Annotated in this window: 20 protein-coding genes; 13 read left to right on the top strand and 7 right to left on the bottom strand. The window is 57.8% G+C overall.

What is annotated here, in order from left to right; all coding sequences use genetic code 11:
* Nucleotides 1–35: 35 nt before the first annotated feature.
* Complete coding sequence (locus tag IF654_RS16975; protein ID WP_047281065.1) at nucleotides 36–680, bottom strand: AP2 domain-containing protein; 645 nt, start codon at nucleotides 678–680, stop codon at nucleotides 36–38.
* 349 nt (nucleotides 681–1,029) lie between these two features.
* On the opposite strand from IF654_RS16975, the gene IF654_RS16970 reads away from it, so the two are divergent.
* From IF654_RS16970 to IF654_RS16945, 6 genes are all read left to right on the top strand, one after another.
* Nucleotides 1,030–2,307 (top strand): ABC transporter substrate-binding protein, encoded by a 1,278-nt coding sequence (locus IF654_RS16970; RefSeq protein ID WP_194862201.1) that lies wholly within the window; start codon nucleotides 1,030–1,032, stop codon nucleotides 2,305–2,307.
* 107 nt (nucleotides 2,308–2,414) lie between these two features.
* Nucleotides 2,415–3,323 (top strand): carbohydrate ABC transporter permease, encoded by a 909-nt coding sequence (locus IF654_RS16965; protein ID WP_047277054.1) that lies wholly within the window; start codon nucleotides 2,415–2,417, stop codon nucleotides 3,321–3,323.
* Nucleotides 3,316–4,152, top strand: coding sequence for a carbohydrate ABC transporter permease (locus IF654_RS16960; protein ID WP_047277053.1), 837 nt, complete (start codon nucleotides 3,316–3,318; stop codon nucleotides 4,150–4,152). Before IF654_RS16965 ends, IF654_RS16960 begins: the two co-directional genes overlap by 8 nt.
* Nucleotides 4,153–4,155: 3 nt before the next feature.
* Complete coding sequence (locus tag IF654_RS16955) at nucleotides 4,156–5,316, top strand: ABC transporter ATP-binding protein (protein ID WP_047277051.1); 1,161 nt, start codon at nucleotides 4,156–4,158, stop codon at nucleotides 5,314–5,316.
* Nucleotides 5,317–5,402: 86 nt separating this feature from the next.
* Nucleotides 5,403–6,740, top strand: a complete 1,338-nt coding sequence (locus IF654_RS16950) for a carbohydrate porin (protein ID WP_047277050.1) — start codon at nucleotides 5,403–5,405, stop codon at nucleotides 6,738–6,740.
* 98 nt (nucleotides 6,741–6,838) lie between these two features.
* Nucleotides 6,839–7,702 carry a D-hexose-6-phosphate mutarotase gene (locus IF654_RS16945; RefSeq protein WP_047277048.1) on the top strand — a complete coding sequence of 288 codons (864 nt, stop codon included), beginning with the start codon at nucleotides 6,839–6,841 and terminating at the stop codon, nucleotides 7,700–7,702.
* 40 nt (nucleotides 7,703–7,742) lie between these two features.
* Here IF654_RS16945 and IF654_RS16940 read toward each other — a convergent pair whose 3' ends face one another.
* Nucleotides 7,743–8,603, bottom strand: a complete 861-nt coding sequence (locus IF654_RS16940; RefSeq protein ID WP_169835829.1) for a MurR/RpiR family transcriptional regulator — start codon at nucleotides 8,601–8,603, stop codon at nucleotides 7,743–7,745.
* A gap of 209 nt (nucleotides 8,604–8,812) precedes the next feature.
* On the opposite strand from IF654_RS16940, the gene zwf reads away from it, so the two are divergent.
* Genes zwf through IF654_RS16925 form a run of 3 tightly spaced genes read left to right on the top strand, consistent with a single transcriptional unit; the run spans nucleotide 8,813 to nucleotide 11,665 of the window.
* Nucleotides 8,813–10,282, top strand: coding sequence for a glucose-6-phosphate dehydrogenase (gene zwf, locus IF654_RS16935; RefSeq protein ID WP_047277044.1), 1,470 nt, complete (start codon nucleotides 8,813–8,815; stop codon nucleotides 10,280–10,282).
* A complete protein-coding gene (gene pgl / locus IF654_RS16930) occupies nucleotides 10,269–10,982 on the top strand; it encodes a 6-phosphogluconolactonase (protein ID WP_047277042.1) in 714 nt (237 codons plus the stop codon). Before zwf ends, pgl begins: the two co-directional genes overlap by 14 nt.
* A 17-nt stretch (nucleotides 10,983–10,999) precedes the next feature.
* A complete protein-coding gene (locus tag IF654_RS16925; RefSeq protein WP_047277040.1) occupies nucleotides 11,000–11,665 on the top strand; it encodes a bifunctional 4-hydroxy-2-oxoglutarate aldolase/2-dehydro-3-deoxy-phosphogluconate aldolase in 666 nt (221 codons plus the stop codon).
* A 99-nt stretch (nucleotides 11,666–11,764) separates the two neighbouring features.
* Here the strand turns inward: IF654_RS16925 and IF654_RS16920 are convergent, their stop codons facing one another.
* Nucleotides 11,765–12,952, bottom strand: a complete 1,188-nt coding sequence (locus IF654_RS16920; protein ID WP_194862202.1) for an aminotransferase class V-fold PLP-dependent enzyme — start codon at nucleotides 12,950–12,952, stop codon at nucleotides 11,765–11,767.
* Between the two features lie 13 nt (nucleotides 12,953–12,965).
* Nucleotides 12,966–13,202, bottom strand: a complete 237-nt coding sequence (locus IF654_RS16915) for a DUF3820 family protein (protein WP_047278153.1) — start codon at nucleotides 13,200–13,202, stop codon at nucleotides 12,966–12,968.
* A 209-nt stretch (nucleotides 13,203–13,411) separates the two neighbouring features.
* Between IF654_RS16915 and IF654_RS16910 the strand changes: the two genes are divergently transcribed.
* Nucleotides 13,412–13,879 carry a ferritin-like domain-containing protein gene (locus IF654_RS16910; RefSeq protein WP_047277035.1) on the top strand — a complete coding sequence of 156 codons (468 nt, stop codon included), beginning with the start codon at nucleotides 13,412–13,414 and terminating at the stop codon, nucleotides 13,877–13,879.
* A gap of 55 nt (nucleotides 13,880–13,934) precedes the next feature.
* On the opposite strand, the gene IF654_RS16905 is transcribed toward IF654_RS16910, so the two are convergent.
* Together IF654_RS16905 and IF654_RS16900 are read right to left on the bottom strand one after the other, a co-directional pair.
* A complete protein-coding gene (locus IF654_RS16905; RefSeq protein ID WP_047277033.1) occupies nucleotides 13,935–14,405 on the bottom strand; it encodes a MaoC family dehydratase in 471 nt (156 codons plus the stop codon).
* 72 nt (nucleotides 14,406–14,477) lie between these two features.
* A complete protein-coding gene (locus IF654_RS16900; protein ID WP_047281060.1) occupies nucleotides 14,478–15,422 on the bottom strand; it encodes an alpha/beta hydrolase in 945 nt (314 codons plus the stop codon).
* Nucleotides 15,423–15,631: 209 nt separating this feature from the next.
* Between IF654_RS16900 and fadD2 the strand changes: the two genes are divergently transcribed.
* Both fadD2 and fadD1 read left to right on the top strand, forming a co-directional pair.
* Entirely contained in the window at nucleotides 15,632–17,320 is a 1,689-nt protein-coding gene (gene fadD2, locus IF654_RS16895) for a long-chain-fatty-acid--CoA ligase FadD2 (protein ID WP_047281059.1), read from the top strand.
* A 350-nt stretch (nucleotides 17,321–17,670) separates the two neighbouring features.
* Nucleotides 17,671–19,362, top strand: coding sequence for a long-chain-fatty-acid--CoA ligase FadD1 (gene fadD1, locus IF654_RS16890; RefSeq protein WP_047277026.1), 1,692 nt, complete (start codon nucleotides 17,671–17,673; stop codon nucleotides 19,360–19,362).
* Nucleotides 19,363–19,417: 55 nt separating this feature from the next.
* Here the strand turns inward: fadD1 and IF654_RS16885 are convergent, their stop codons facing one another.
* Entirely contained in the window at nucleotides 19,418–19,798 is a 381-nt protein-coding gene (locus tag IF654_RS16885) for a hypothetical protein (RefSeq protein WP_047277025.1), read from the bottom strand.
* A gap of 200 nt (nucleotides 19,799–19,998) precedes the next feature.
* Here IF654_RS16885 and IF654_RS16880 point away from each other — a divergent pair, with 200 nt between their 5' ends.
* Nucleotides 19,999–20,190: a CsbD family protein gene (locus IF654_RS16880; RefSeq protein ID WP_047277023.1), complete on the top strand. Its 192-nt coding sequence runs from the start codon at nucleotides 19,999–20,001 to the stop codon at nucleotides 20,188–20,190.
* The last annotated feature ends 168 nt before the right edge of the window (nucleotides 20,191–20,358 follow it).

Here is a 20,358-nt window from a genome sequence, read left to right as displayed (position 1 = left end):
CGCACCCTGCAACAGCAACCACACAGGCCTGTGGCTCACTTGCCGCTTGCCGCCAGATGCCGACTGATGGACAGGCTTGCCTGTTCTGGCGTGATGGGCAGTACGGGCTCCAGGCACGAACTGGCCGCGGACTCGGTTTCGGGTTCTTGAGCCTTTTTGTTCATGGCCGCCTTGATGCGATTTTCGCGAATGCGGGCGCTGGTTTGACTGAAGTGCTGCTGCAGTTTTTCCATGGCCACGTCGTAGGGTTCGTTACACAGGGTTAACTGCCGCTCGCGTTCTTGCAACGCCATCATTTTGGCCTGCTCGTCGCCATAACGGTCGATACGAAAACTTTTGCTCAAGTTGTAACCGTGAATACGGGTGGTGGCCCGCCAATATTCAATGTTGTTGGACTGGATCCGGTAAACCCCGGGATGGCCACTGGTGTTATGGGGCATCAAGCGTTGACGGTTTTCATAGCTAAAGGCCTGCGGCATCTTCAACACCCATTGATTGCGCGCCTGTTCAGCGGCCTGTAACGCGGCGTCTATACCGCCATACTCGCTCGCATCGAACACTTGAACGTGAACTTTTCCTGCACGCTGGATATCGACTTTCCAGGCATAAATCTCACCGTTCTGATGTTTGAGAGGGTAAATAAAATGCTGGTTGGGCAGAAAAGGGTTACTTCTGGACATGGCTGCTATCTCCTGATGGGTGTCGACATCCGTTCATAAGTTGTAACGATGTAGAGAAGATTCGCCGATGTATTTAATGGGTACAACGTGGGGAAGGGACTTAGGGATGCGTCCTACAGGCAAAGCGGAAATTGCTTTACACGTCTGATGGAAAAGAATCTTCTTTTTTTCAGATTCGCCAACTTGTGGAATACGGTTGCTGTTTGAGCGTGTAGCACGTGAGTGATTTGTCACTGACTTGTGACAAAGGCGCATCTCTTCGTTACGTGCGGCCTATGCCGGATGACTACACTCGTTCCAAGCGCAAGCACCAGACTTGCCCCGTCATAACAACAAGAAAGGTCTACCGATGAATGCGTTCAATCGCCTCGCCCTTGTTATTTCCCTCGCCTCGATTTTTCCCCTCCATGCTTACGCCGCCGACACCAAAGGCAACGTTGAAGTCGTGCACTGGTGGACGTCCGGTGGCGAAGCCAAAGCGGTGGATGTGCTGAAAAAGCTGGTCGAAAAAGACGGCTACACCTGGCAGGACAGCGCGGTGGCAGGGGGCGGCGGTGCCGCCGCCATGACCGTGCTCAAAACCCGTGCCGTGTCCGGTAACCCGCCGTCTGCCGCGCAGATCAAGGGGCCCGACATTCAGGACTGGGCCGCGCTCGGGTTGCTGACCCAAGTGGACGATGTGGCAAAGGCCAACAATTGGGAAGCACTGCTCCCTAAAACGGTCTCCGAGACCATGAAGTACGAAGGCCACTACGTTGCCGTACCGGTGAACATCCACCGTGTGAACTGGCTGTGGATCAACCCAGAGGTCTTCAAGAAAGCGGGCATCGAAAAGGCACCTACCACCCTCGACGAGCTGTATGCAGCAGGCGACAAGCTCAAGGCGGCCGGTTTTATTCCGTTGGCCCATGGCGGGCAACCCTGGCAGGACAGCACGGTCTTCGAGGACCTGGTGCTGAGCGTGATGGGGCCGGAGGGCTACCAAAAGGTCTTCGTCGATCAAGATGAAGCCACAATGACCGGCCCGCAGATGACCGAGGTCTTCACCCAGTTGAAAAAACTCAAGGGCTACATGGATCCGGACGGCACGGGGCAAGACTGGAACCTCGAAGCGGCCAAGGTCATTAACGGCAAGGCCGGCATGCAGATCATGGGCGACTGGGCGAAAAGTGAATGGACGGCTGCCGGTAAAACAGCCGGCACCGATTACGAGTGTGTGCCATTCCCCGGTACCGACGGCAGCTTTACCTACAACATCGACTCACTGGCGATGTTCAAACTGGCCAAGAAGAACGACACCCCTGGCAACAATGCCGCGCGTGACGATCTGGCCAAAGTCGCACTGGAGCCGGAGTTCCAGTACGTGTTCAACCAGAACAAAGGCTCGATCCCGGTTCGCAATGACCTGGACATGAGCAAGTTCGACAGCTGCGCCCAAGCCTCGGCCAAAGACTTTGCCAGCGCGGGTGAAAAAGGGCAGTTGCCCAGCATGGCCCACAACATGGCCACCTCTCTGGCGGTGCAGGGCGCCATTTTTGATGTCGTCACCAACTTCATGAGTGACAAAAACGCGGATCCGTCAAAGGCTGGCAAGCAATTGGCTTCCGCGATCAAGGCTGCCCAGTAATCCGCTGACATGAACCGCCGCACACCCGTGCGGCGTCCCCCTTAGATACCCGGCGTGTGCGGCATGTGCGAAGGCAGATGCCGGCATACCCTCTCGGGAGCAATTCGATGAGTGCCGTGGCTGTGTTGAGTAAAGCCTCGCCGTTTGATGCGCTGCAACGCTGGTTGCCCAAGTTGGTCCTGGCACCCAGCATGCTGATCGTGTTGGTCGGTTTTTATGGCTACATTTTGTGGACCTTTGTGCTGTCGTTCACCAACTCCAGCTTCATGCCCAGTTACAAATGGGTGGGCTTACAGCAATACGTGCGGTTGATGGAAAACGATCGCTGGTGGGTGGCCAGTAAAAACCTGGCGGTGTTTGGCGGTTTGTTTATTGCCATCAGCCTGGTGATCGGGGTTTTTCTGGCCGTATTGCTCGACCAGCGCATTCGCAAAGAGGGCTTCATCCGCACCATTTACCTGTACCCGATGGCGCTGTCGATGATCGTCACCGGTACGGCCTGGAAATGGCTGCTCAACCCCGGGCTCGGGCTCGACAAGATGCTCCGCGACTGGGGGTGGGAGGGGTTTCGGTTCGACTGGCTGCTGGATCAGGACCGCGTGGTGTACTGCCTGGTGATCGCTGCCGTGTGGCAAGCCTCGGGCTTTGTGATGGCGATGTTCCTGGCCGGGTTGCGTGGTGTGGATCAATCCATCATTCGCGCGGCTCAAGTCGATGGCGCAACCCTGCCGACCATCTATTTGCGCATTGTGTTGCCCAGCCTGCGTCCGGTGTTTTTCAGTGCGTTCATGATTCTGGCGCACATCGCCATCAAGAGCTTTGACCTGGTGTCCGCGATGACCGCGGGCGGGCCGGGTTATTCGTCTGATTTACCGGCCATGTTCATGTACTCCTTTACGTTCAGCCGTGGGCAAATGGGCGTCGGCTCTGCCAGCGCCATCATGATGCTGGGGGCGATTCTGGCCATTCTGGTGCCGTACCTGTACTCCGAGCTGAGGAATAAACGCCATGATTAATGCGCAGCGTTTTACCTTCAGCCGTCTGGCGATTTACGCCACGTTGATCCTCGCCGCAGCGGTGTATCTGGTGCCACTGGTGGTGATGCTGCTCACCAGTTTCAAAAGCCCGGAAGACATCCGCACTGGCAACCTGCTGAGCTGGCCGCAGGTGATCGACGGGATTGGCTGGATCAAGGCGTGGGACACCGTGGGTGGCTATTTCTGGAACTCGGTCAAAATCACCGTCCCGGCAGTGCTGATCTCCACGTTCATCGGCGCCCTGAACGGCTACGTCCTGTCGATGTGGCGCTTTCGCGGTTCGCAACTGTTTTTCGGGTTGCTGTTGTTCGGCTGCTTCCTGCCGTTCCAGACCGTATTGCTGCCTGCCTCGTTCACCATCGGCAAGCTGGGGCTGGCCAACACCACCACCGGCCTGGTGCTGGTGCACGTCGTCTACGGGCTGGCCTTCACGACGCTGTTTTTCCGCAACTACTACGTGAGCATCCCCGACGCACTGGTCAAGGCGGCGCGTCTGGACGGAGCGGGGTTCTTCACGATTTTCGGGCGCATTCTGCTCCCGATGTCGGTGCCGATCATCATGGTGTGCCTGATCTGGCAGTTCACTCAAATCTGGAACGACTTTCTGTTCGGCGTGGTGTTCGCCAGCGGCGACGCGCAACCCATCACTGTGGCGCTGAACAACCTGGTCAATACCAGCACCGGGGCCAAGGAATACAACGTCGACATGGCTGCGGCCATGATTGCCGGGCTGCCGACACTGCTGGTCTACATTTTTGCGGGCAAGTATTTCCTGCGCGGGCTGACGTCCGGCGCGGTCAAGGGGTAACGCATGGCAACGCTCGAATTACGCAATGTCAACAAAACCTATGGCAAGGGTTTGCCGGACACGCTGAAAAACATCGAACTGAAAATCGACGACGGCGAATTTTTGATTCTGGTCGGCCCGTCGGGGTGCGGCAAATCCACGTTGATGAACTGCATCGCGGGGCTGGAGAGCATCAGCGGTGGTGCGATTCTGGTGGACGACGCCGACATCAGCGGCATGAGCCCCAAGGACCGCGACATTGCGATGGTGTTTCAGTCTTACGCGCTGTACCCGACGATGAACGTGCGCGACAACATCGCCTTCGGTCTCAAGATTCGCAAAATGAGCACGGCCGCCATTGATGAAGAAGTGGCGCGGGTGGCCAAGCTGCTGCAGATCGAGCACCTGCTCAACCGTAAGCCCGGCCAACTGTCGGGCGGGCAGCAGCAGCGGGTGGCCATGGGCAGGGCGCTGGCGCGGCGACCGAAGATCTATTTGTTCGATGAGCCGTTGTCCAACCTCGACGCCAAGCTGCGGGTCGAGATGCGCACGGAAATGAAGTTGATGCACCAGCGTCTGAAAACCACCACCGTGTATGTCACCCATGACCAGATCGAAGCCATGACCCTGGGCGACAAAGTGGCGGTGATGAAAGACGGGATCATCCAACAGTTCGGCACCCCGAAACAGATCTACAACGATCCGGCCAACCTGTTTGTCGCCAGTTTTATCGGCTCGCCGCCGATGAATTTCATCCCGTTGCGTTTGCAGCGTCAGGAAGGGCGATTGGTGGCGTTGCTCGACAGCGGGCAGGCGCGTTGCGAGCTGCCGTTGGGCACCCGTGATGCAGGTCTGGAGGACCGTGACGTGATCGTCGGCATTCGCGCCGAGCAGATCGTGCTGGCGGCTAACGAGCCCAACGGGTTGCCGACCATTCGGGCTGAAGTGCAGGTGGTAGAGCCCACCGGGCCGGACACGCTGGTGTTTGTGAACCTCAATGGCAGCAAAGTGTGCTGCCGTCTGGCCCCTGATGATGCGCCTCAGGTCGGTCAAAGCCTCAACTTGCAGTTCGATCCTGCGAAAGTGCTACTGTTTGATGCGAACACAGGTGAGCGATTGGGGGCGATGAATGCGCCCCCTGCGCAGGGCCGGGCGGATAACGTGGCGCATTTCAAGGGGCGTTGAATCTGTACAGGGAGCCTGTCATCAGGTGCTTCTTGAGCGGTGCCGCGTTAAACAAAGCCAATAAGAAACCAACGAGGATCCAAGGGATGAACAACACAATGACCCGCACCCGTCTGGCCTGCCAACTGTCGGTGATGGCCGCACTCAGCCTGGGTGCAACCGGCAGTTATGCAGCCGACGCGTTCAGCGCCGACTCGAAATGGATGACCGGCGACTGGGGCGGCGAGCGGACCAAGTTGATCGAGCAGGGTATCGACATCAAGGCCGATTACGTCGGTGAGGTGGGGGCCAACCTGCACGGGGGTTACAACCATGACAAAACGGCGCGCTACAGCGATCAGTTTGGTTTGGGCGTGGCCTTGGACCTGGAAAAACTCTGGGGATGGGATAACACCCAAGCCAAGATTCAACTGACCAACCGTAATGGTGAAAACATCTCCAATGACCGCGTTGGCGATCCGCGTGCTGGCACGTTGAGTTCATCGCAGGAAGTCTACGGCCGTGGCCACATGGTGCGTCTGACCCAGCTGTGGATCCAGCACCAGTTCCTGGAAGGCAAGCTGGACGTCAAAGCGGGGTACTTTGGCGAAGGCGAAGATTTCAACACCTTCCCTTGCGACTTCCAGAACCTGGCGTTCTGCGGCTCCCAGGTGGGCAACTGGGCCACCAACATCTGGTACAACTGGCCGGTCAGTCAGGCGGCGTTGCGGGTCAAGTACAACATCACGCCAGAGCTGTATGCGCAAATCGGTGCCTACAACCAGAACCCGTCGCAACTGGAACACGGCAACGGCTTCAAGCTCAGTGGCAGCGGCACCAAAGGCACCGTGCTGCCGGTTGAATTGGTGTGGTCGCCCAAGGTCAATGAGTTGCCGGGCGAATACCGTGTCGGTTACTACAAAAGCACCGCCCCGGCGGATGACGTGAAAGTCGACCTCACCAATGATGGCCAAAGTTACCGCGTGCGTGACAGCAAACACGGTTACTGGTTTGTCGTGCAGCAACAGCTCACTCAGCACAATGGTGACCCCACCCGCGGCCTGCACGTAGCCGCCAATGCCACCTTCCATGACAAGGCCACCAACATCGTCGACAACTACCAGTCGCTGATGTTTGTGTACAAAGGCCCCTTCGATGCGCGTCCAAAGGATGACATCGGTATTGGTGCCGCCCGTATTCATGTCAACGATGACGTGAAAAAAAGCGCTGAGCTGATCAACGCATCCATCGGCGCCACTGACTACAGTGACCCGCTGTACTCGCCTCTGCGTTCCACCGAGTACAACTACGAACTCAACTACGGTTTCCACGTGACCAATTGGCTGACCGTGCGTCCAAACCTGCAGTACATCACCCATCCGGGGGGGGTGGACAAGGTGGATAACGCACTGGTCGCCGGGCTGAAAATTCAGTCGACGTTCTGATCGCGCCAAGCTTGCGCTTTATCTAGCGGGTAGCCTTGGCTATCCGCTTTTTTTCGGGTCGACCCAACCCGACGCATGATTTTTCAGGATTGCGGCACATGCACGAGCATCCGCTTCATCGCTTTTTCAAGTCCAAACGTGAACAGCCCGTCTTTCAGTGGGAGCGCTTTCAGCAGCGCGACGTGCTGGTAATCGATCACCCGCATTGTCAGGCCGTGTTCAGCCGTCAGGGCGCGCAGTTGTTGCACTTCAAGCCGACGGGGCAAAAGCCCTGGCTATGGTGCGCGGCGAAATGGCCGCAGGTGGGCGCCATTCGTGGTGGTGTACCGATCTGTTGGCCCTGGTATGGCCGTCATCCTAGCGAAAATGCCTGGCCGTCCCATGGGTGGGCGCGGTTGATTGACTGGAAGTTGCTGGACAGTCATGCCGACGAAGAAGGCGTGAGCCTGCACTGGCGTTTGCAACTGTGCGACTGGCAAGTGGACCTGCACGCCCGCTTGGGTGAAAGCATGACGCTGCGCCTGAGTACCGAACACCAGGACGACGAACCTTGCCACATGAGTCAGGCACTGCGCGCCTATTGGCGTATTGGTGACGTTGCTGAGGTAGCGCTGTCCGGGCTGGACGGGGTGGTGGGTTATGACCAGTTGAATCGTGAGCCGTGCGAACAAAAAGGCGAGTTGCGGGTGGAAGGCGGTTGCCAGCGCGTGTTTCACCACGACGGTGAAATGCAACTCAACGATCATGCCTGGCAGCGTGCGCTGAGCATTGATACAGGCGACAGCGGCAACACCGTGGTGTGGCACCCCGGCAAACGGCCGCTATTGGGCGTCAGTTGGAGTGAAGTCATGGGGTTTGTGTGTGTCGAATCCACCAGTGGTGGCACCCGGCACCAGAGCCTGGCGCCGGGTGAGCAAGCGCATTTGAGCCTGCATGCCCGGGCGGGGTTATGTCATGCCTGATGAGCCTGCGGCTCGCGCTTGGACTTGACCGGCCCGGCGCTTACTCCAGCTCATCGCCCACCGGGTAACGGCTGGCGTTGAGGCTTTCTTTGATCTTGCGCAGGTGTGGCTGGAAGTCGACGCCACGGCGCAGGGTCATGCCGGTGGCCAGCACGTCCAGCACGGTCAGCTGGATAATGCGCGACGTCATGGGCATGTAGATGTCCGTGTCTTCCGGCAGCGGAATGTTCAGGCTCAAGGTGCTGGCTTTGGCCAGGGGCGAGTTTTCAGCCGTCAAGCCCAGCACCGACGCGCCATTGGCCCGTGCAATGCGCGCCACTTCAACCAGTTCTCGGGTGCGCCCGGTGTACGAAATAATCACAAACAGCTCGCCCGTGTGGGCCACCGACGCAATCATGCGTTGCATCAACACGTCGGCGTGGGCCGTCACCGCCAAATTGAAGCGAAAAAACTTGTGCTGTGCATCCAGCGCTACCGGGGCCGAAGCACCCAGGCCGAAAAAGTGGATCTGTCGGGCCTGAATCAACAGGTCCACGGCCCGGCTGATCAGATTGGGGTCCAGCGCCTGGCACGCGCTGTCGAGGGAGGCGATGGCGCTGCCGAAAATTTTCTGGGTGTAAGCGGCGGGGTTGTCGTCCGCTTCCACGGCACGGCTGACATACGCGGCGCCGCTGGCCAGGCTTTGCGCCAGTTGCAGCTTGAGCTCGGGGTAACCGCTGACGCCGAACGAGCGGCAGAAACGGTTGACGGTCGGCTCGCTGACCGACGCAGCCTGGGCCAGCGCCGCAATGCTGAAGCGGGTCGCCTGCTGCGGGTTTTGCAGAATGACCTCGGCCACCTTACGCTCGGCCTTGTTCAGCTCTTCGAGGCGGCCTTTGATTTGTTCGAGTAGATTGCGCACGCGGTCCATTTATGTTCCTTGGGGCGTCGATGCAAAAGAGCCGCATGCGAATGCGGCGCTGAAAGGTGGCCTATCCTACTGTTGGCCCGATACCACCACTAGTAGCAATCTGCATTTAGAGAAAATGTTGTGTTTATTACTACATTTCTCCTTGAGTGATGCCTTGAAAAAAGGTATTTGTAGCTTAACTTGATAAAAGAACCAACATCATGTCTTCGATTACGGTTGAACCGTGCACCTTTGCCTTGTTTGGCGCCCTTGGCGATCTGGCGTTGCGCAAATTGTTCCCTGCTTTGTATCAACTGGATCGCGCCGGTTTGCTGCATGACAACACGCGGATTCTGGCGTTGGCCCGCGAGCCGGGCGACGCACTCACGCATCTGGCCCATATTGACAGCCAGTTGCGCCAGTACGTGGGCGACAAGGAAATCGAAGATCAAGCCATCGGCCGCTTTTTGGCCCGATTGAGCTACCTGCATGTGGACTTTCTCAAGACTGACGATTACGTGGCGCTGGCCGAACAGGCGGGTACCGCACAACGCTTGATCGCCTATTTCGCCACCCCGGCGGCGGTGTACGGGGCCATTTGCGAAAACCTGTCCCGCGTTGGCCTGACTGAAAACACCCGCGTGGTGCTTGAAAAACCGATCGGCTCGGACCTTGAATCCTCGCGCAAGGTCAATGACGCCGTGGCGCAGTTCTTCCCCGAGAACCGCATCTACCGCATCGACCATTACCTGGGCAAAGACACCGTTCAAAACCTGATCGCCCTGCGCTTTGCCAACAGCCTGTTTGAAACCCAGTGGAACCAGCGTTACATCTCCCACGTGGAAATCACCGTCGCGGAGAAGGTCGGGATCGAAGGGCGCTGGGGCTACTTTGACAAGGCCGGTCAACTGCGCGACATGATCCAGAATCACCTGTTGCAGCTGTTGTGCCTGATCGCGATGGACCCGCCTGCGGACCTCTCGGCCGACAGCATTCGCGACGAGAAGGTCAAAGTGCTCAAGGCGCTGGCGCCGATTACCCCGGAGGGTCTCACCACCCAAGTGGTGCGCGGCCAGTACATCGCCGGTTACAGCGAAGGGCAGTCGGTGCCGGGCTACCTGGAGGAAGAAAACTCCAACACCCAGAGCGACACCGAAACCTTCGTCGCGCTGCGGGCTGATATCCGCAACTGGCGTTGGGCGGGTGTGCCGTTTTACCTGCGCACCGGTAAGCGCATGCCACAAAAGCTGTCGCAGATCGTCATCCATTTCAAAGAACCTTCGCACTACATCTTCGCCCCGGAGCAGCGTCTGCAAATCGGCAACAAGCTGATCATTCGCCTGCAACCGGACGAAGGCATTTCGTTGCGCGTGATGACCAAAGATCAGGGCCTGGACAAAGGCATGCAACTGCGCAGCGGGCCATTGCAATTGAATTTTTCCGACACGTATCACAGTGCTCGGGTCCCGGACGCTTACGAGCGTCTGTTGCTGGAAGTCATGCGCGGTAACCAAAACCTGTTTGTGCGCAAAGACGAAATTGAAGCGGCATGGACATGGTGCGACCAGTTGATCGCCGGCTGGAAGAAGTCTGGCGATGCGCCCAAGCCTTACGCGGCGGGCTCCTGGGGACCGATGAGTTCCATTGCCCTGATTACCCGAGACGGGAGGTCCTGGTATGGCGATATCTGATTTGAAACTGCCTGAAGGCGTCATTGCGCACACCTTCACATCACCGGCGGTATTGGCCGATGAACTGGCCGCGGCTGTGGCCGTGCAATTGACCGACGCGATTCAACAGCAAGGCACGGCCACGCTGGTGGTGTCGGGCGGTCGCAGCCCGGTAGCGTTTTTTCACAGCCTGATCAAACAGCCTGTCGACTGGTCGCGCGTGGTGGTCAGCCTGGCCGATGAGCGCTGGGTGCCGGTTGAACACGCCGACAGCAACGCCGGCCTGCTTAAAAAACACCTGCTGCAAGGCCCGGCAGCCAAGGCCCGCTTCGTGGGGCTGTACAACGTGGCGGCCAATCTGGAAGAGGCCGCGCAGCAGGCCGATCGCCAGTTGGCCGAGTTACCGCCAATTGACGTGCTGATCCTCGGGATGGGCGATGACGGTCACACGGCCTCGCTGTTCCCTGACAGCCCGAATCTGGCCAGCGCACTGGACCTCAATAACCAGCGCCGCTGCTGGCCGATGCTGGCCCCGACCGTGCCGCATCAGCGCCTGAGCATGAGTCGCAGCCTGCTGAGCAGTGCAAAGCACACTGTGCTGTCGATTCAGGGGCCGGCCAAATTGAACACCCTTAACACGGCGTTGGCTGGCGATGATGTTGCTGCCCTGCCGATTCGAGCCTTTCTGCAACCTACGTTAGAGATTTACTGGTGCCCATGAGCCAAGGATCAGCTGCCATGCAAACAACCACCCCGAACGTTTCGATGGCTGAGAAAGTCGCCCTGATCGATGCGCTGTGTGCCAAGGCCCGGATCCTGCCGGTCATCACCATTGCGCGTAAGCAGGACATCTTGCCGCTGGCCGATGCGCTGGCCGCGGGCGGTCTCAATGCCCTTGAAGTGACCCTGCGTTCGGAGTTCGGGCTGGAGGCGATTCGCATCCTGCGCGACCAGCGCCCCGAGCTGGTGACGGGCGCTGGCACCATCCTGGACCGCCATATGCTGGCAGCAGCCGAAGAAGCCGGCTCGCAATTTATCGTCACGCCGGGCATCACCCGCGACCTGTTGCAAGCCAGTGTGGCCAGCGACATTCCACTGCTGCCGGGTATCAGCAATGCCTCGGGGATCATGGAAGGCTACGGGCTGGGGTATCGCCGTTTCAAATTGTTCCCGGCCGAGGTCAGCGGTGGCGTTGCGGCCATCAAGGCGCTGGGCGGGCCGTTCGGTGAAGTGAAGTTTTGCCCGACCGGGGGCGTCAGCCCGGCCAACATCCGCAGTTACATGGCGCTTAAAAACGTCATGTGTGTAGGCGGCAGCTGGATGCTCGACAGCGAGTGGATCAAAAACGGCGATTGGGCCCGCATCCAGGAATGCACAGCGGAGGCGCTGGCGCTGCTGGACTGAGGGTTGTTTCACGAATGTGTTGTGTGTTCTACGGTTTTTCGGTGCGCTTGGTCGGCGCACCTTTTTTTTGCCTGTGTGTTTTGCCGTGAGGCGCGATTGTTAGCCCACAGCCAGCTCACGCAACGCCCGGATCAATTGATGGATGTCATCCCGCGTCGTGGCCATGCCCACGGTGATGCGAATGCAACTGCCGCACGCCGAGCCATTACGCGCCACAGTCAATAGGTTGTAGTCCTTGAGTAGGCGCTCGACCATCGGCTGCTGATCGTCCAGGTGGGTAAAGCGCAACGAGGTGATGGCGCAATACAGGCGCGGGTCGTCGGGCGTCAGCACTTCGATACCCGGCAGCGTGCGCGCTTCACGCACCCACAGATCGCGCAGGGCCCTGAGGCGCTCGCCCTTGGCCTTGGAACCTCCCAGGTCGAGGTGTTCTTGCAGCACTTTGGGCAGGCTCAACCACGCCGGAATGTTGGGCGTCCCGTATGGGGCACGGTTGCGGATGTCCGGTTCCGGGTAGTGCTGGCTGCCCATGTCCGGCGCTATGTCGGCCAACCGCTGCGGGTCGATGTACATAAAGCCCAGCGTCAATGGCGCACCGATCCACTTGTGCAAGTTGAAACCGGCAAATGCCACGCCCATGCCCGGCAGGTCGAAGTCGATCTGCCCCAGCGCGTGGGCGCCGTCCAGAATGACATCGACCCCATGCTCTTTCGCTAATTCGATAATCGCCTGCACCGGCATCACCAGCCCTGTGCGATGGGTGACGTGGGTCAGGGCCATCAGTTTGATGCGCGGGTGTTGCGTAAAGGCTTCTCGATAGCCGTTGAGCAGGCTCTCGTACGTGGCGGGGTGGGCATGGGTGATTTCAATCATCTCCAGTCCGCGTTGCTGTGCCACCCAGCGCATGGCGTATTCGACGCTGTGGTATTCGAGGTCGCAGATCAGCAACTGGTCACCGGGCTGCAAGCCTGTGTAGTTGCGGATCAGCGACTGCAAGGCGTCCGACGCGCGGTTGGTCAGGGCAATACTGGCGGGCTCGACCTTCAGCACGTCGGCCAAGTGAGCACGGATTTCAAGGCTTTGCGTGCCGTCGAAGCGCTGACGCACGTGCACTGAGTTGCTGCGGTTAATAAAGTCGACCTGACGCTGGTAGTCCTGCGCGACGCCGCGGGTCATGCGTCCAAAGTGGCCGTTCTCAAGATTGATCGGGCCGGGGGCCACGTCGTAGCGTTGAGCGATGGCGTGCCAGAAGTGTTCGTCGCGGGCGTTGTCTTCAATCCTTGGCATAGGGGGCGCTCTGTCAATGGCGAGGTTTGGGTTTTCCGTGTTTGGCGCGCAACGGGTCAAGCAGATCGGACAGCCCGTTGTGATCGATCTCTTGCATCAAGGCCAGCAAGCCACCCAGCTCTCCATGGGGGAAACCTTCGCGGGCAAACCAGTTCAGGTACTGGCCGGGCAAGTCAGCAATGAGCCGGCCTTTGTATTTGCCGAACGGCATTTCGCGGGTTACCAGCAGTTCGAGTTTTTCGGGGTTCATGGTTCGGCCTTTTCTGGCGTGAAACGTTGATCTGGAAAATACAGGCATTCTGCATGCAGGCCAATTGACAGATCATGCAAAAAAACCGGATACAGAAGTTCATTTAATTATTAAGTCATTGTTTTTAAAGGATTTTATAAAAATTAAAAGTCTGGCACGGGCCATGCAATCTCTATTGCACGATCCTCAACCTTGTAAGGAATTGAACAATGACTGACATCAATAAAGAATCCATCAAAGTTTTGAACGATCTGATCGAAACCAGCAAAGACGGCCAGGAAGGTTTCAAAACCTGTGCAGAAGACATCAAGCACCCTGAACTCAAAGCCCTGTTTGCCAAGCGTTCCGCTGATTGCGCAACCGCCGCCGCTGAACTTCAGGCAGAAGTGCGCAAACTTGGCGGCGATCCGGAGACCAGCACCAGCGTTGCCGGTGATTTGCACCGCCGTTGGGTGGACGTGAAGTCCATGTTTACTGGTAAGGATGAAGAGGCCGTGCTGAACGAAGCCGAGCGCGGTGAAGACCATGCGCTGAAGGCTTACAAAGAAGCCCTTGAGAAAATCACCAAGCATAACCTGCTGGGTATCCGTGACCTGGTAGAGCGCCAGTATCACGGCGTACAACGCAATCACGATCAGGTGAAAGCGCTGCGCAATCAGGCGCGTGCTCAGTCTTAAGTACAGGCTGAAATGAAAAAACGCCGGTTATCCGGCGTTTTTTTATGCGTGTCATTCAGCCAATGCTGATGGCGGGCAAGGTGGGCAGGGTGACGGTCTGTTGCTTGCGCGGGGCGAGGATTTCGGCCTCACCGTCCACCACCAGTTCGTCGCGCTGATTGAATACGCGGGTGGCAATACGGACGCGAAATTTTGGCAGTTTTTCCAGGATTTCCAAGCGTACGGTCAGGGTGTCGCCAATCTTCACCGGTTTTTGGAAGCTCATTTGCTGACCGATGTAAATGGTGCCGGGGCCGGGCAACTCGCAGGCGACGGCTGCGCTGATCAGGGCGCCGCTGAACATGCCGTGCGCAATGCGCTCCTTGAACATGGTTGCCGCGGCGAACTCCGGGTCAAGGTGGACCGGGTTGTGGTCGCCGGACATGGCCGCAAACAGTTGAATGTCACGCTCTTCCACAGTTTTGCTGTAACTGGCCGTCTGGCCGACTTCGAGAGCTTCGTACGGGGTGTTGGTAACTTGAGTCATCGAGCGCATGTCCTGTGCCGGTTTTAATTGCAAGTTTTTGATTCTAATAACTTTTTTAATGATGCTGGGTGTTCATTCGCTGCGCGCGGGTCGTGGGTGAGTCAGTGCCTGTTCGAGCCAGGCAATCACGTCGGCCATCACCGCATCGCGATTGGTTTCATTAAACAGTTCGTGCCGCGCCTGGGGGTACACCTTCAGTTGTACCGACTGATTGCCCGACTGGCGCAAGGCATTGGCCAAGTCAGTGAGACGCTTGCCTGCACTGACCGGATCACATTCCCCGCCAATGATCAGTATTGGCAGGCTCGCGTCGATCTGCGACAGGTTCGCGGGTGTGCTGATTTGCTGCAAACCGCCCAACAGATCGATCCAGAACTGGTTGGTACAGCGAAACCCGCACAGCGGATCTGCCGCGTAGGCATCGACCTCGGCAGGGTCGCGGCTGAGCCAGTCATAGCGGGTGCGATTGGGCTTGAAGGCTTTGTTGAATGAACCGAACGACAGCCAGTCGATCAGCGCACTGCGCCCCGTTGGTCCCTGGCGCCAGCGTTCAAAGCGGGCAATCAGGCTGGCCGCGCGGTAGAGCATGGCCGGCTGGAAGTTCGACGCACTGAGGATCGCGCCGTGCAGGCTGGCGCTGTGGTGCAGCAAATAAGATTGAGCGACGTAACTGCCCATGCTGTGCCCCAGCAAAAACACCGGAACACCGGGATGTGCCTGATTGATGTGCTGTTGCAGGGTGGCCACGTCGCTGACCACGGCACACCAGCCGTCGTGATCGGCAAAATAGCCCGGCGTGCCGCGTTCGGCGGTCTTGCCGTGGCCACGCTGATCGTGGGCGTACAACCCAAAACCGGCACTGCACAGGGCGTCCCCCAGCCGTGCATAGCGCCCGCCATGTTCCGCCATGCCATGGGCCAGCAACACAATGGCTTTCGCTGCGCCAGCGGGCAGCCAGCGATTGACGAAAAGACCGGTGCGGTCATTTGCATCCAGCCAAAAACTGTCCGTGGTCATGGTGAGTCCTTCCTCGCGAGTCGTAGCAGTGTATAGCGCATTTGCGCGCTGGCCACTCAACCGGCGGCGTCGCAGCAAAACAATTCAAGATGTAAATGGCGAAGATCGCTGTATTTGCCTACTACTTGAGAACTGTTAACGTCCGCAGGTTCCGCTTTTTAGTGCATGAAAGAGGCGGCCAGACTGGCTCAGGTAAGAGGATAAAAACAATGCAACCTGATTTCTGGAATGACAAACGTCCCGCCGGTGTACCGCTGGACATCGATATGACGGCTTTTACGTCGGTCGTGGATGTGTTTGAACGCTCCTGCAAGAAATTCGCCGACCGGCCCGCTTTCAGCAATTTGGGGGTGACCCTCACGTATGCCGAGCTTGAGCGTCACAGTGCGGCATTTGCCGGGTATTTGCAGCAGCACACCGACCTCAAGCCGGGTGACCGCATCGCGGTGCAAATGCCCAATATCCTGCAATACCCCATCGCGGTATTCGGTGCGCTACGTGCCGGGTTAGTGGTGGTCAACACCAACCCGCTGTACACCTCCCGTGAAATGCGCCATCAGTTCCAAAGCGCCGGTATTCGTGCGCTGGTGTACTTGAACATGTTCGGCAAGCGGGTGCAGGAAGTCTTGCAAGACACCGACATCGACTACCTGATTGAAGCCAAAATGGGCGACATGATGCCCGCGGTTAAGGGCTGGGTGACTAACCTGGTGGTCGACAAAGTCAAAAAGCTGGTACCGGCCTACAACGTGGCGCAGGCGGTGTCTTTCAAAACCGTTTTGCACCGTGGCGCCGGTCAGCCGCTTCATGCCCTGAACGCGACCCTGGATGACATTGCCGTGCTGCAATACACCGGTGGCACCACCGGTTTGCCCAAAGGCGCGATGCTCACCCACGGCAATCTGGTTGCCAATATGCTGCAAGTGCGAGCGTGCCTGTCGCAGCATGACGCCCAGGGGCAGTCGATCCTGCGCGACGGACGCGAAATCATGATCGCGCCGTTGCCGCTCTACCATATCTATGCCTTCACCGCGAATTGCATGTGCATGATGGTCACCGGCAACCACAACGTACTGATTACCAACCCGCGCGACATCAAGGGGTTTGTCAAAGAGCTGAGCAACTGGCGCTTCACGGCGTTTCTGGGGCTCAACACGTTGTTCGTGGCGTTGATGGATCACCCGGATTTCAAGGCGCTGGACTTCTCCGGGCTTAAAGTCACCAACTCCGGCGGTACGGCTTTGGTCAAGGCCACGGCCGAACGGTGGGAGAAACTCACCGGTTGCCGCATCGTCGAAGGCTATGGCCTGACCGAAACGTCGCCGGTGGCCAGCGCCAACCCGTGTGGTTCGTTGGCACGGCTGGGCACGGTGGGTACGCCAGTGCCGGGCACTGCGATGAAAGTCATCAGTGACGACGGGGTCGATCTCGGGTTGGGGGAGCGAGGCGAGTTGTGCGTCAAGGGCCCGCAGGTAATGAAAGGCTACTGGCAAAATCCGCAAGCCACCGCGGAAGTACTCGACGCCGAAGGCTGGTTCAGAACCGGCGATGTGGCGGTGATTGACCCGGACGGATTCGTGCGCATCGTGGACCGCAAAAAAGACCTGATCATCGTGTCCGGTTTCAATGTGTACCCCAACGAAATCGAAGACATCGTCATGGCTCATCCGAAAGTGGCGAACTGTGCGGTCATCGGTGTCCCGGACGAGCGCACCGGGGAGGCGGTCAAATTGTTCGTGGTGGCACGTGAGGGCGGCGTCACGGTTGAAGAACTCAAGGCCTACTGCAAAGACAACTTCACCGGTTATAAAGTCCCCAAGCAAATCGTGCTGCGCGAGTCATTGCCCATGACCCCGGTGGGCAAGATTTTGCGCCGTGAGTTGCGTGATATCGCCTGATTCGTTCAACCAGGCGACAAACGCCCGTTTACGCGACGTGAACGGGCGTTTTTATTCGTCTCCATTAATAGGACCCGCGTGCCGCCTCCGCCCGGAGAGGCCCGGAATAGAAGGGGTTTGAACGATATTGAGTTTTTATTCTAATGATGACTTAGGATTGTCCTACAGTCAGGTTGGTTACTTTGAAGCCCACTTTTGGCTCTAGGCGGCCTTTGGCAAAGCTGCTACTCTCGGCGCGCTTTGTGACTTCTCGGTAAGTAAAAAGCCAGAGTTATCAATTATAAAAATCAAACAAATAATAACCGCATCAAATGCGGTGAAGAATTCGCGTCGCTGAGGAGTGGGCTTCCATGTTTGAAGGCTTTTGGAAGGATAAGTACCCAGCTGGGATTGCTGCTGAAATCAATCCGGACGAATATCCAAATATCCAGACGGTACTGAAACAATCTTGCCAACGCTTCGCCGACAAACCGGCGTTCAGCAACCTTGGCAAAACCATCACCTACGGTGAACTGTACGAATTGTCGGGTGCCTTTGCGGCCTATCTGCAACAGCACACTGACTTGCAACCCGGCGATCGCATCGCTGTTCAATTGCCTAATCTGCTGCAATACCCCATCGCTGTGTTCGGAGCCATCCGCGCCGGCTTGATCGTGGTCAACACCAACCCGCTGTACACCGCGCGGGAAATGGAACACCAATTCAATGACTCGGGCGCCAAGGCGCTGGTGTGTCTGGCGAACATGGCGCACCTGGCCGAAAAAGTCGTGCCCCAAACGTCCGTCAAATACGTATTCATCACCGAAGTGGCCGACCTGCTGTCTCCGTTCAAGCGCGTGCTGATCAACAGCGTCATCAAGTACGTGAAAAAAATGGTGCCGGCCTATCACTTGCCCAATGCCATCAAGTTCAACGATGTGCTGAGCAAAGGGCACGGCCAGCCGGTCAGGGATGCCAACCCGCCGAGCAGCGATGTGGCCGTGCTGCAATACACCGGTGGCACCACCGGCGTGGCCAAAGGCGCGATGCTGACCCATCGCAACCTGATCGCCAACATGTTGCAGTGCAAGGCGCTGATGGGCTCCAACCTCAATGAAGGTTGCGAAATCCTCATTACGCCATTGCCGCTTTACCACATCTACGCGTTCACCTTTCACTGCATGGCGATGATGCTGATCGGTAACCACAACGTGCTGATCAGCAACCCTCGTGACCTGCCGGCCATGGTCAAAGAACTGTCGAAATGGAAGTTCAGCGGTTTCGTGGGCCTGAACACCTTGTTTGTGGCGCTGTGCAACAGCGAAGCATTCCGCAAGCTGGACTTCTCCGCGCTTAAAGTCACGTTGTCGGGCGGCATGGCCTTGCAGTTGTCCGTGGCCGAACGCTGGAAAGCCGTGACTGGCTGCCCGATCTGCGAAGGCTATGGCATGACCGAAACCAGCCCGGTGGCGTCGGTCAACCCGATTCAGAACATCCAGGTCGGCACCATCGGTATTCCGGTCCCGTCGACCCTGTGCAAAGTCATCAACGATGCCGGTGAAGAGTTGCCGCTGGGTGAAGTGGGCGAACTCTGCATCAAGGGCCCGCAGGTCATGAAAGGGTACTGGGAGCGCCCTGACGCCACCGACGAAATCATGGACAGCGAAGGCTGGTTGAAGTCGGGTGACATTGCCATCATCCAGCCGGACGGCTACATGCGCATTGTCGATCGCAAGAAAGACATGATCCTGGTCTCGGGCTTCAATGTGTACCCCAACGAACTGGAAGACGTGATGGCCTCGCTGCCGGGCGTGCTGCAATCAGCGGCCATCGGCATCCCGGACGAGAAAACCGGCGAGTTGATCAAGGTCTTCATCGTGGTCAAGCCGGGCATGACGCTGACCAAGGAGCAAGTCATGGCGCACATGCGTGCCAACCTGACGGCTTACAAGGCGCCGAAAATCGTTGAATTCCGCGATTCATTGCCTACGACCAACGTGGGCAAAATCCTGCGTCGCGAGTTGCGTGACGAAGAACTGAAAAAGCTTGGCCTGAAAAAGTAACTGCCCGAATACGACAAAGCCCCGCCATGCGGGGCTTTGTCGTTTGTGCAACGGGTTATTTTTGCAAGAACTGGGCGAAGTTCACGCCCGTGCCGGTCGGGCGTACGTCCTGCAAGAACGAATCCTTGTCAGCGCTCAGTTCCAGGCTCATGGTCGGCGTGCGCTTGTGGGTGGCGCGTACCACCATGCCTTCGCGTTTCTCGCGCAGAAACGCCGTGGTCACTTTCAGGTGCAGCAGTTCATCGGTGCTCGGCGTGTGCAGCAGCAGGTGCACCCATTCGTACTGACCAACGGCCAGACGGGCCAGCGGGATGTCGAACCACCAAATATTCTTGTTGGTGTTGAGTGAGGCGAAGTGACCGTTGTTAACGCCGATCACTGCACCGCCAAGTGCCTGGTTTCTGCGAGCAATGGCCTGCTTTTTATCGAGTTTCATAACCTTCCTGTCTTTCTGGATCTTCAGCGCCTGAGCCTGAATACGTCGCGCATTCTCGGGGGTTCGCGGGCAAACATAAAGCCCAACCTGCGCCGGGCGATGAAATGACTCACAGAAAATAAATGAAACTCCTCCGTAAAGCGTCAGGTCAATCCTAATGTCGAGTTAATGACATCCGAAATTTCACTAGGAGAAATCCCATGAGCAGCACTGGCGATAAGATCAAAGGCATGGCGAACGAAGCAGTAGGCAATGTCAAACAAACGGTTGGCAAAGCCACTGATAACGACAAACTGCGCGCAGAAGGCAAAGCCCAGGAAGTGAAAGGCGAAGGCCAGCAGGCGGTGGGCAAGGCCAAGGATGCGGTCAAGAAGACCGTCGACAAAGCCTGAACAGCGCTGGATCCTGAGGGCAATTGATTTGCCTGAAGAAATAAATGACGGCCATCCAGTGATGGCCGTTTTTACACGTTGGGCGCGGACCTGTTTCCAAAGTCGCCAACTCGACTACTTTTGAGGTAAAACCCCCACCTGAAGTTGTTGTATGGCTTGTAAACCCTC

The sequence above is a fragment of the Pseudomonas lundensis genome (assembly GCF_015377145.2).
GTDB lineage: Bacteria > Pseudomonadota > Gammaproteobacteria > Pseudomonadales > Pseudomonadaceae > Aquipseudomonas > Aquipseudomonas lundensis.
The sequence above is the reverse complement of the archived record's forward strand: the minus strand, read 5'-3'. Positions and strand labels throughout refer to the sequence as shown.

Coding starts and splice junctions, on each gene's coding strand:
- IF654_RS16880 (WP_047277023.1), top strand. CDS start 19,999: ATGAGCAGCACTGGCGATAAGATCAAAGGCATGGCGAACGAAGCAGTA.
- IF654_RS16885 (WP_047277025.1), bottom strand. CDS start 19,798: ATGAAACTCGATAAAAAGCAGGCCATTGCTCGCAGAAACCAGGCACTT.
- pgl (WP_047277042.1), top strand. CDS start 10,269: ATGGCGATATCTGATTTGAAACTGCCTGAAGGCGTCATTGCGCACACC.
- IF654_RS16915 (WP_047278153.1), bottom strand. CDS start 13,202: ATGAACCCCGAAAAACTCGAACTGCTGGTAACCCGCGAAATGCCGTTC.
- IF654_RS16955 (WP_047277051.1), top strand. CDS start 4,156: ATGGCAACGCTCGAATTACGCAATGTCAACAAAACCTATGGCAAGGGT.
- IF654_RS16920 (WP_194862202.1), bottom strand. CDS start 12,952: ATGCCAAGGATTGAAGACAACGCCCGCGACGAACACTTCTGGCACGCC.
- fadD2 (WP_047281059.1), top strand. CDS start 15,632: ATGCAACCTGATTTCTGGAATGACAAACGTCCCGCCGGTGTACCGCTG.
- IF654_RS16925 (WP_047277040.1), top strand. CDS start 11,000: ATGCAAACAACCACCCCGAACGTTTCGATGGCTGAGAAAGTCGCCCTG.
- IF654_RS16950 (WP_047277050.1), top strand. CDS start 5,403: ATGAACAACACAATGACCCGCACCCGTCTGGCCTGCCAACTGTCGGTG.
- IF654_RS16970 (WP_194862201.1), top strand. CDS start 1,030: ATGAATGCGTTCAATCGCCTCGCCCTTGTTATTTCCCTCGCCTCGATT.
- IF654_RS16945 (WP_047277048.1), top strand. CDS start 6,839: ATGCACGAGCATCCGCTTCATCGCTTTTTCAAGTCCAAACGTGAACAG.
- IF654_RS16900 (WP_047281060.1), bottom strand. CDS start 15,422: ATGACCACGGACAGTTTTTGGCTGGATGCAAATGACCGCACCGGTCTT.
- zwf (WP_047277044.1), top strand. CDS start 8,813: ATGTCTTCGATTACGGTTGAACCGTGCACCTTTGCCTTGTTTGGCGCC.
- IF654_RS16975 (WP_047281065.1), bottom strand. CDS start 680: ATGTCCAGAAGTAACCCTTTTCTGCCCAACCAGCATTTTATTTACCCT.
- IF654_RS16965 (WP_047277054.1), top strand. CDS start 2,415: ATGAGTGCCGTGGCTGTGTTGAGTAAAGCCTCGCCGTTTGATGCGCTG.
- IF654_RS16960 (WP_047277053.1), top strand. CDS start 3,316: ATGATTAATGCGCAGCGTTTTACCTTCAGCCGTCTGGCGATTTACGCC.
- IF654_RS16905 (WP_047277033.1), bottom strand. CDS start 14,405: ATGACTCAAGTTACCAACACCCCGTACGAAGCTCTCGAAGTCGGCCAG.
- IF654_RS16910 (WP_047277035.1), top strand. CDS start 13,412: ATGACTGACATCAATAAAGAATCCATCAAAGTTTTGAACGATCTGATC.
- fadD1 (WP_047277026.1), top strand. CDS start 17,671: ATGTTTGAAGGCTTTTGGAAGGATAAGTACCCAGCTGGGATTGCTGCT.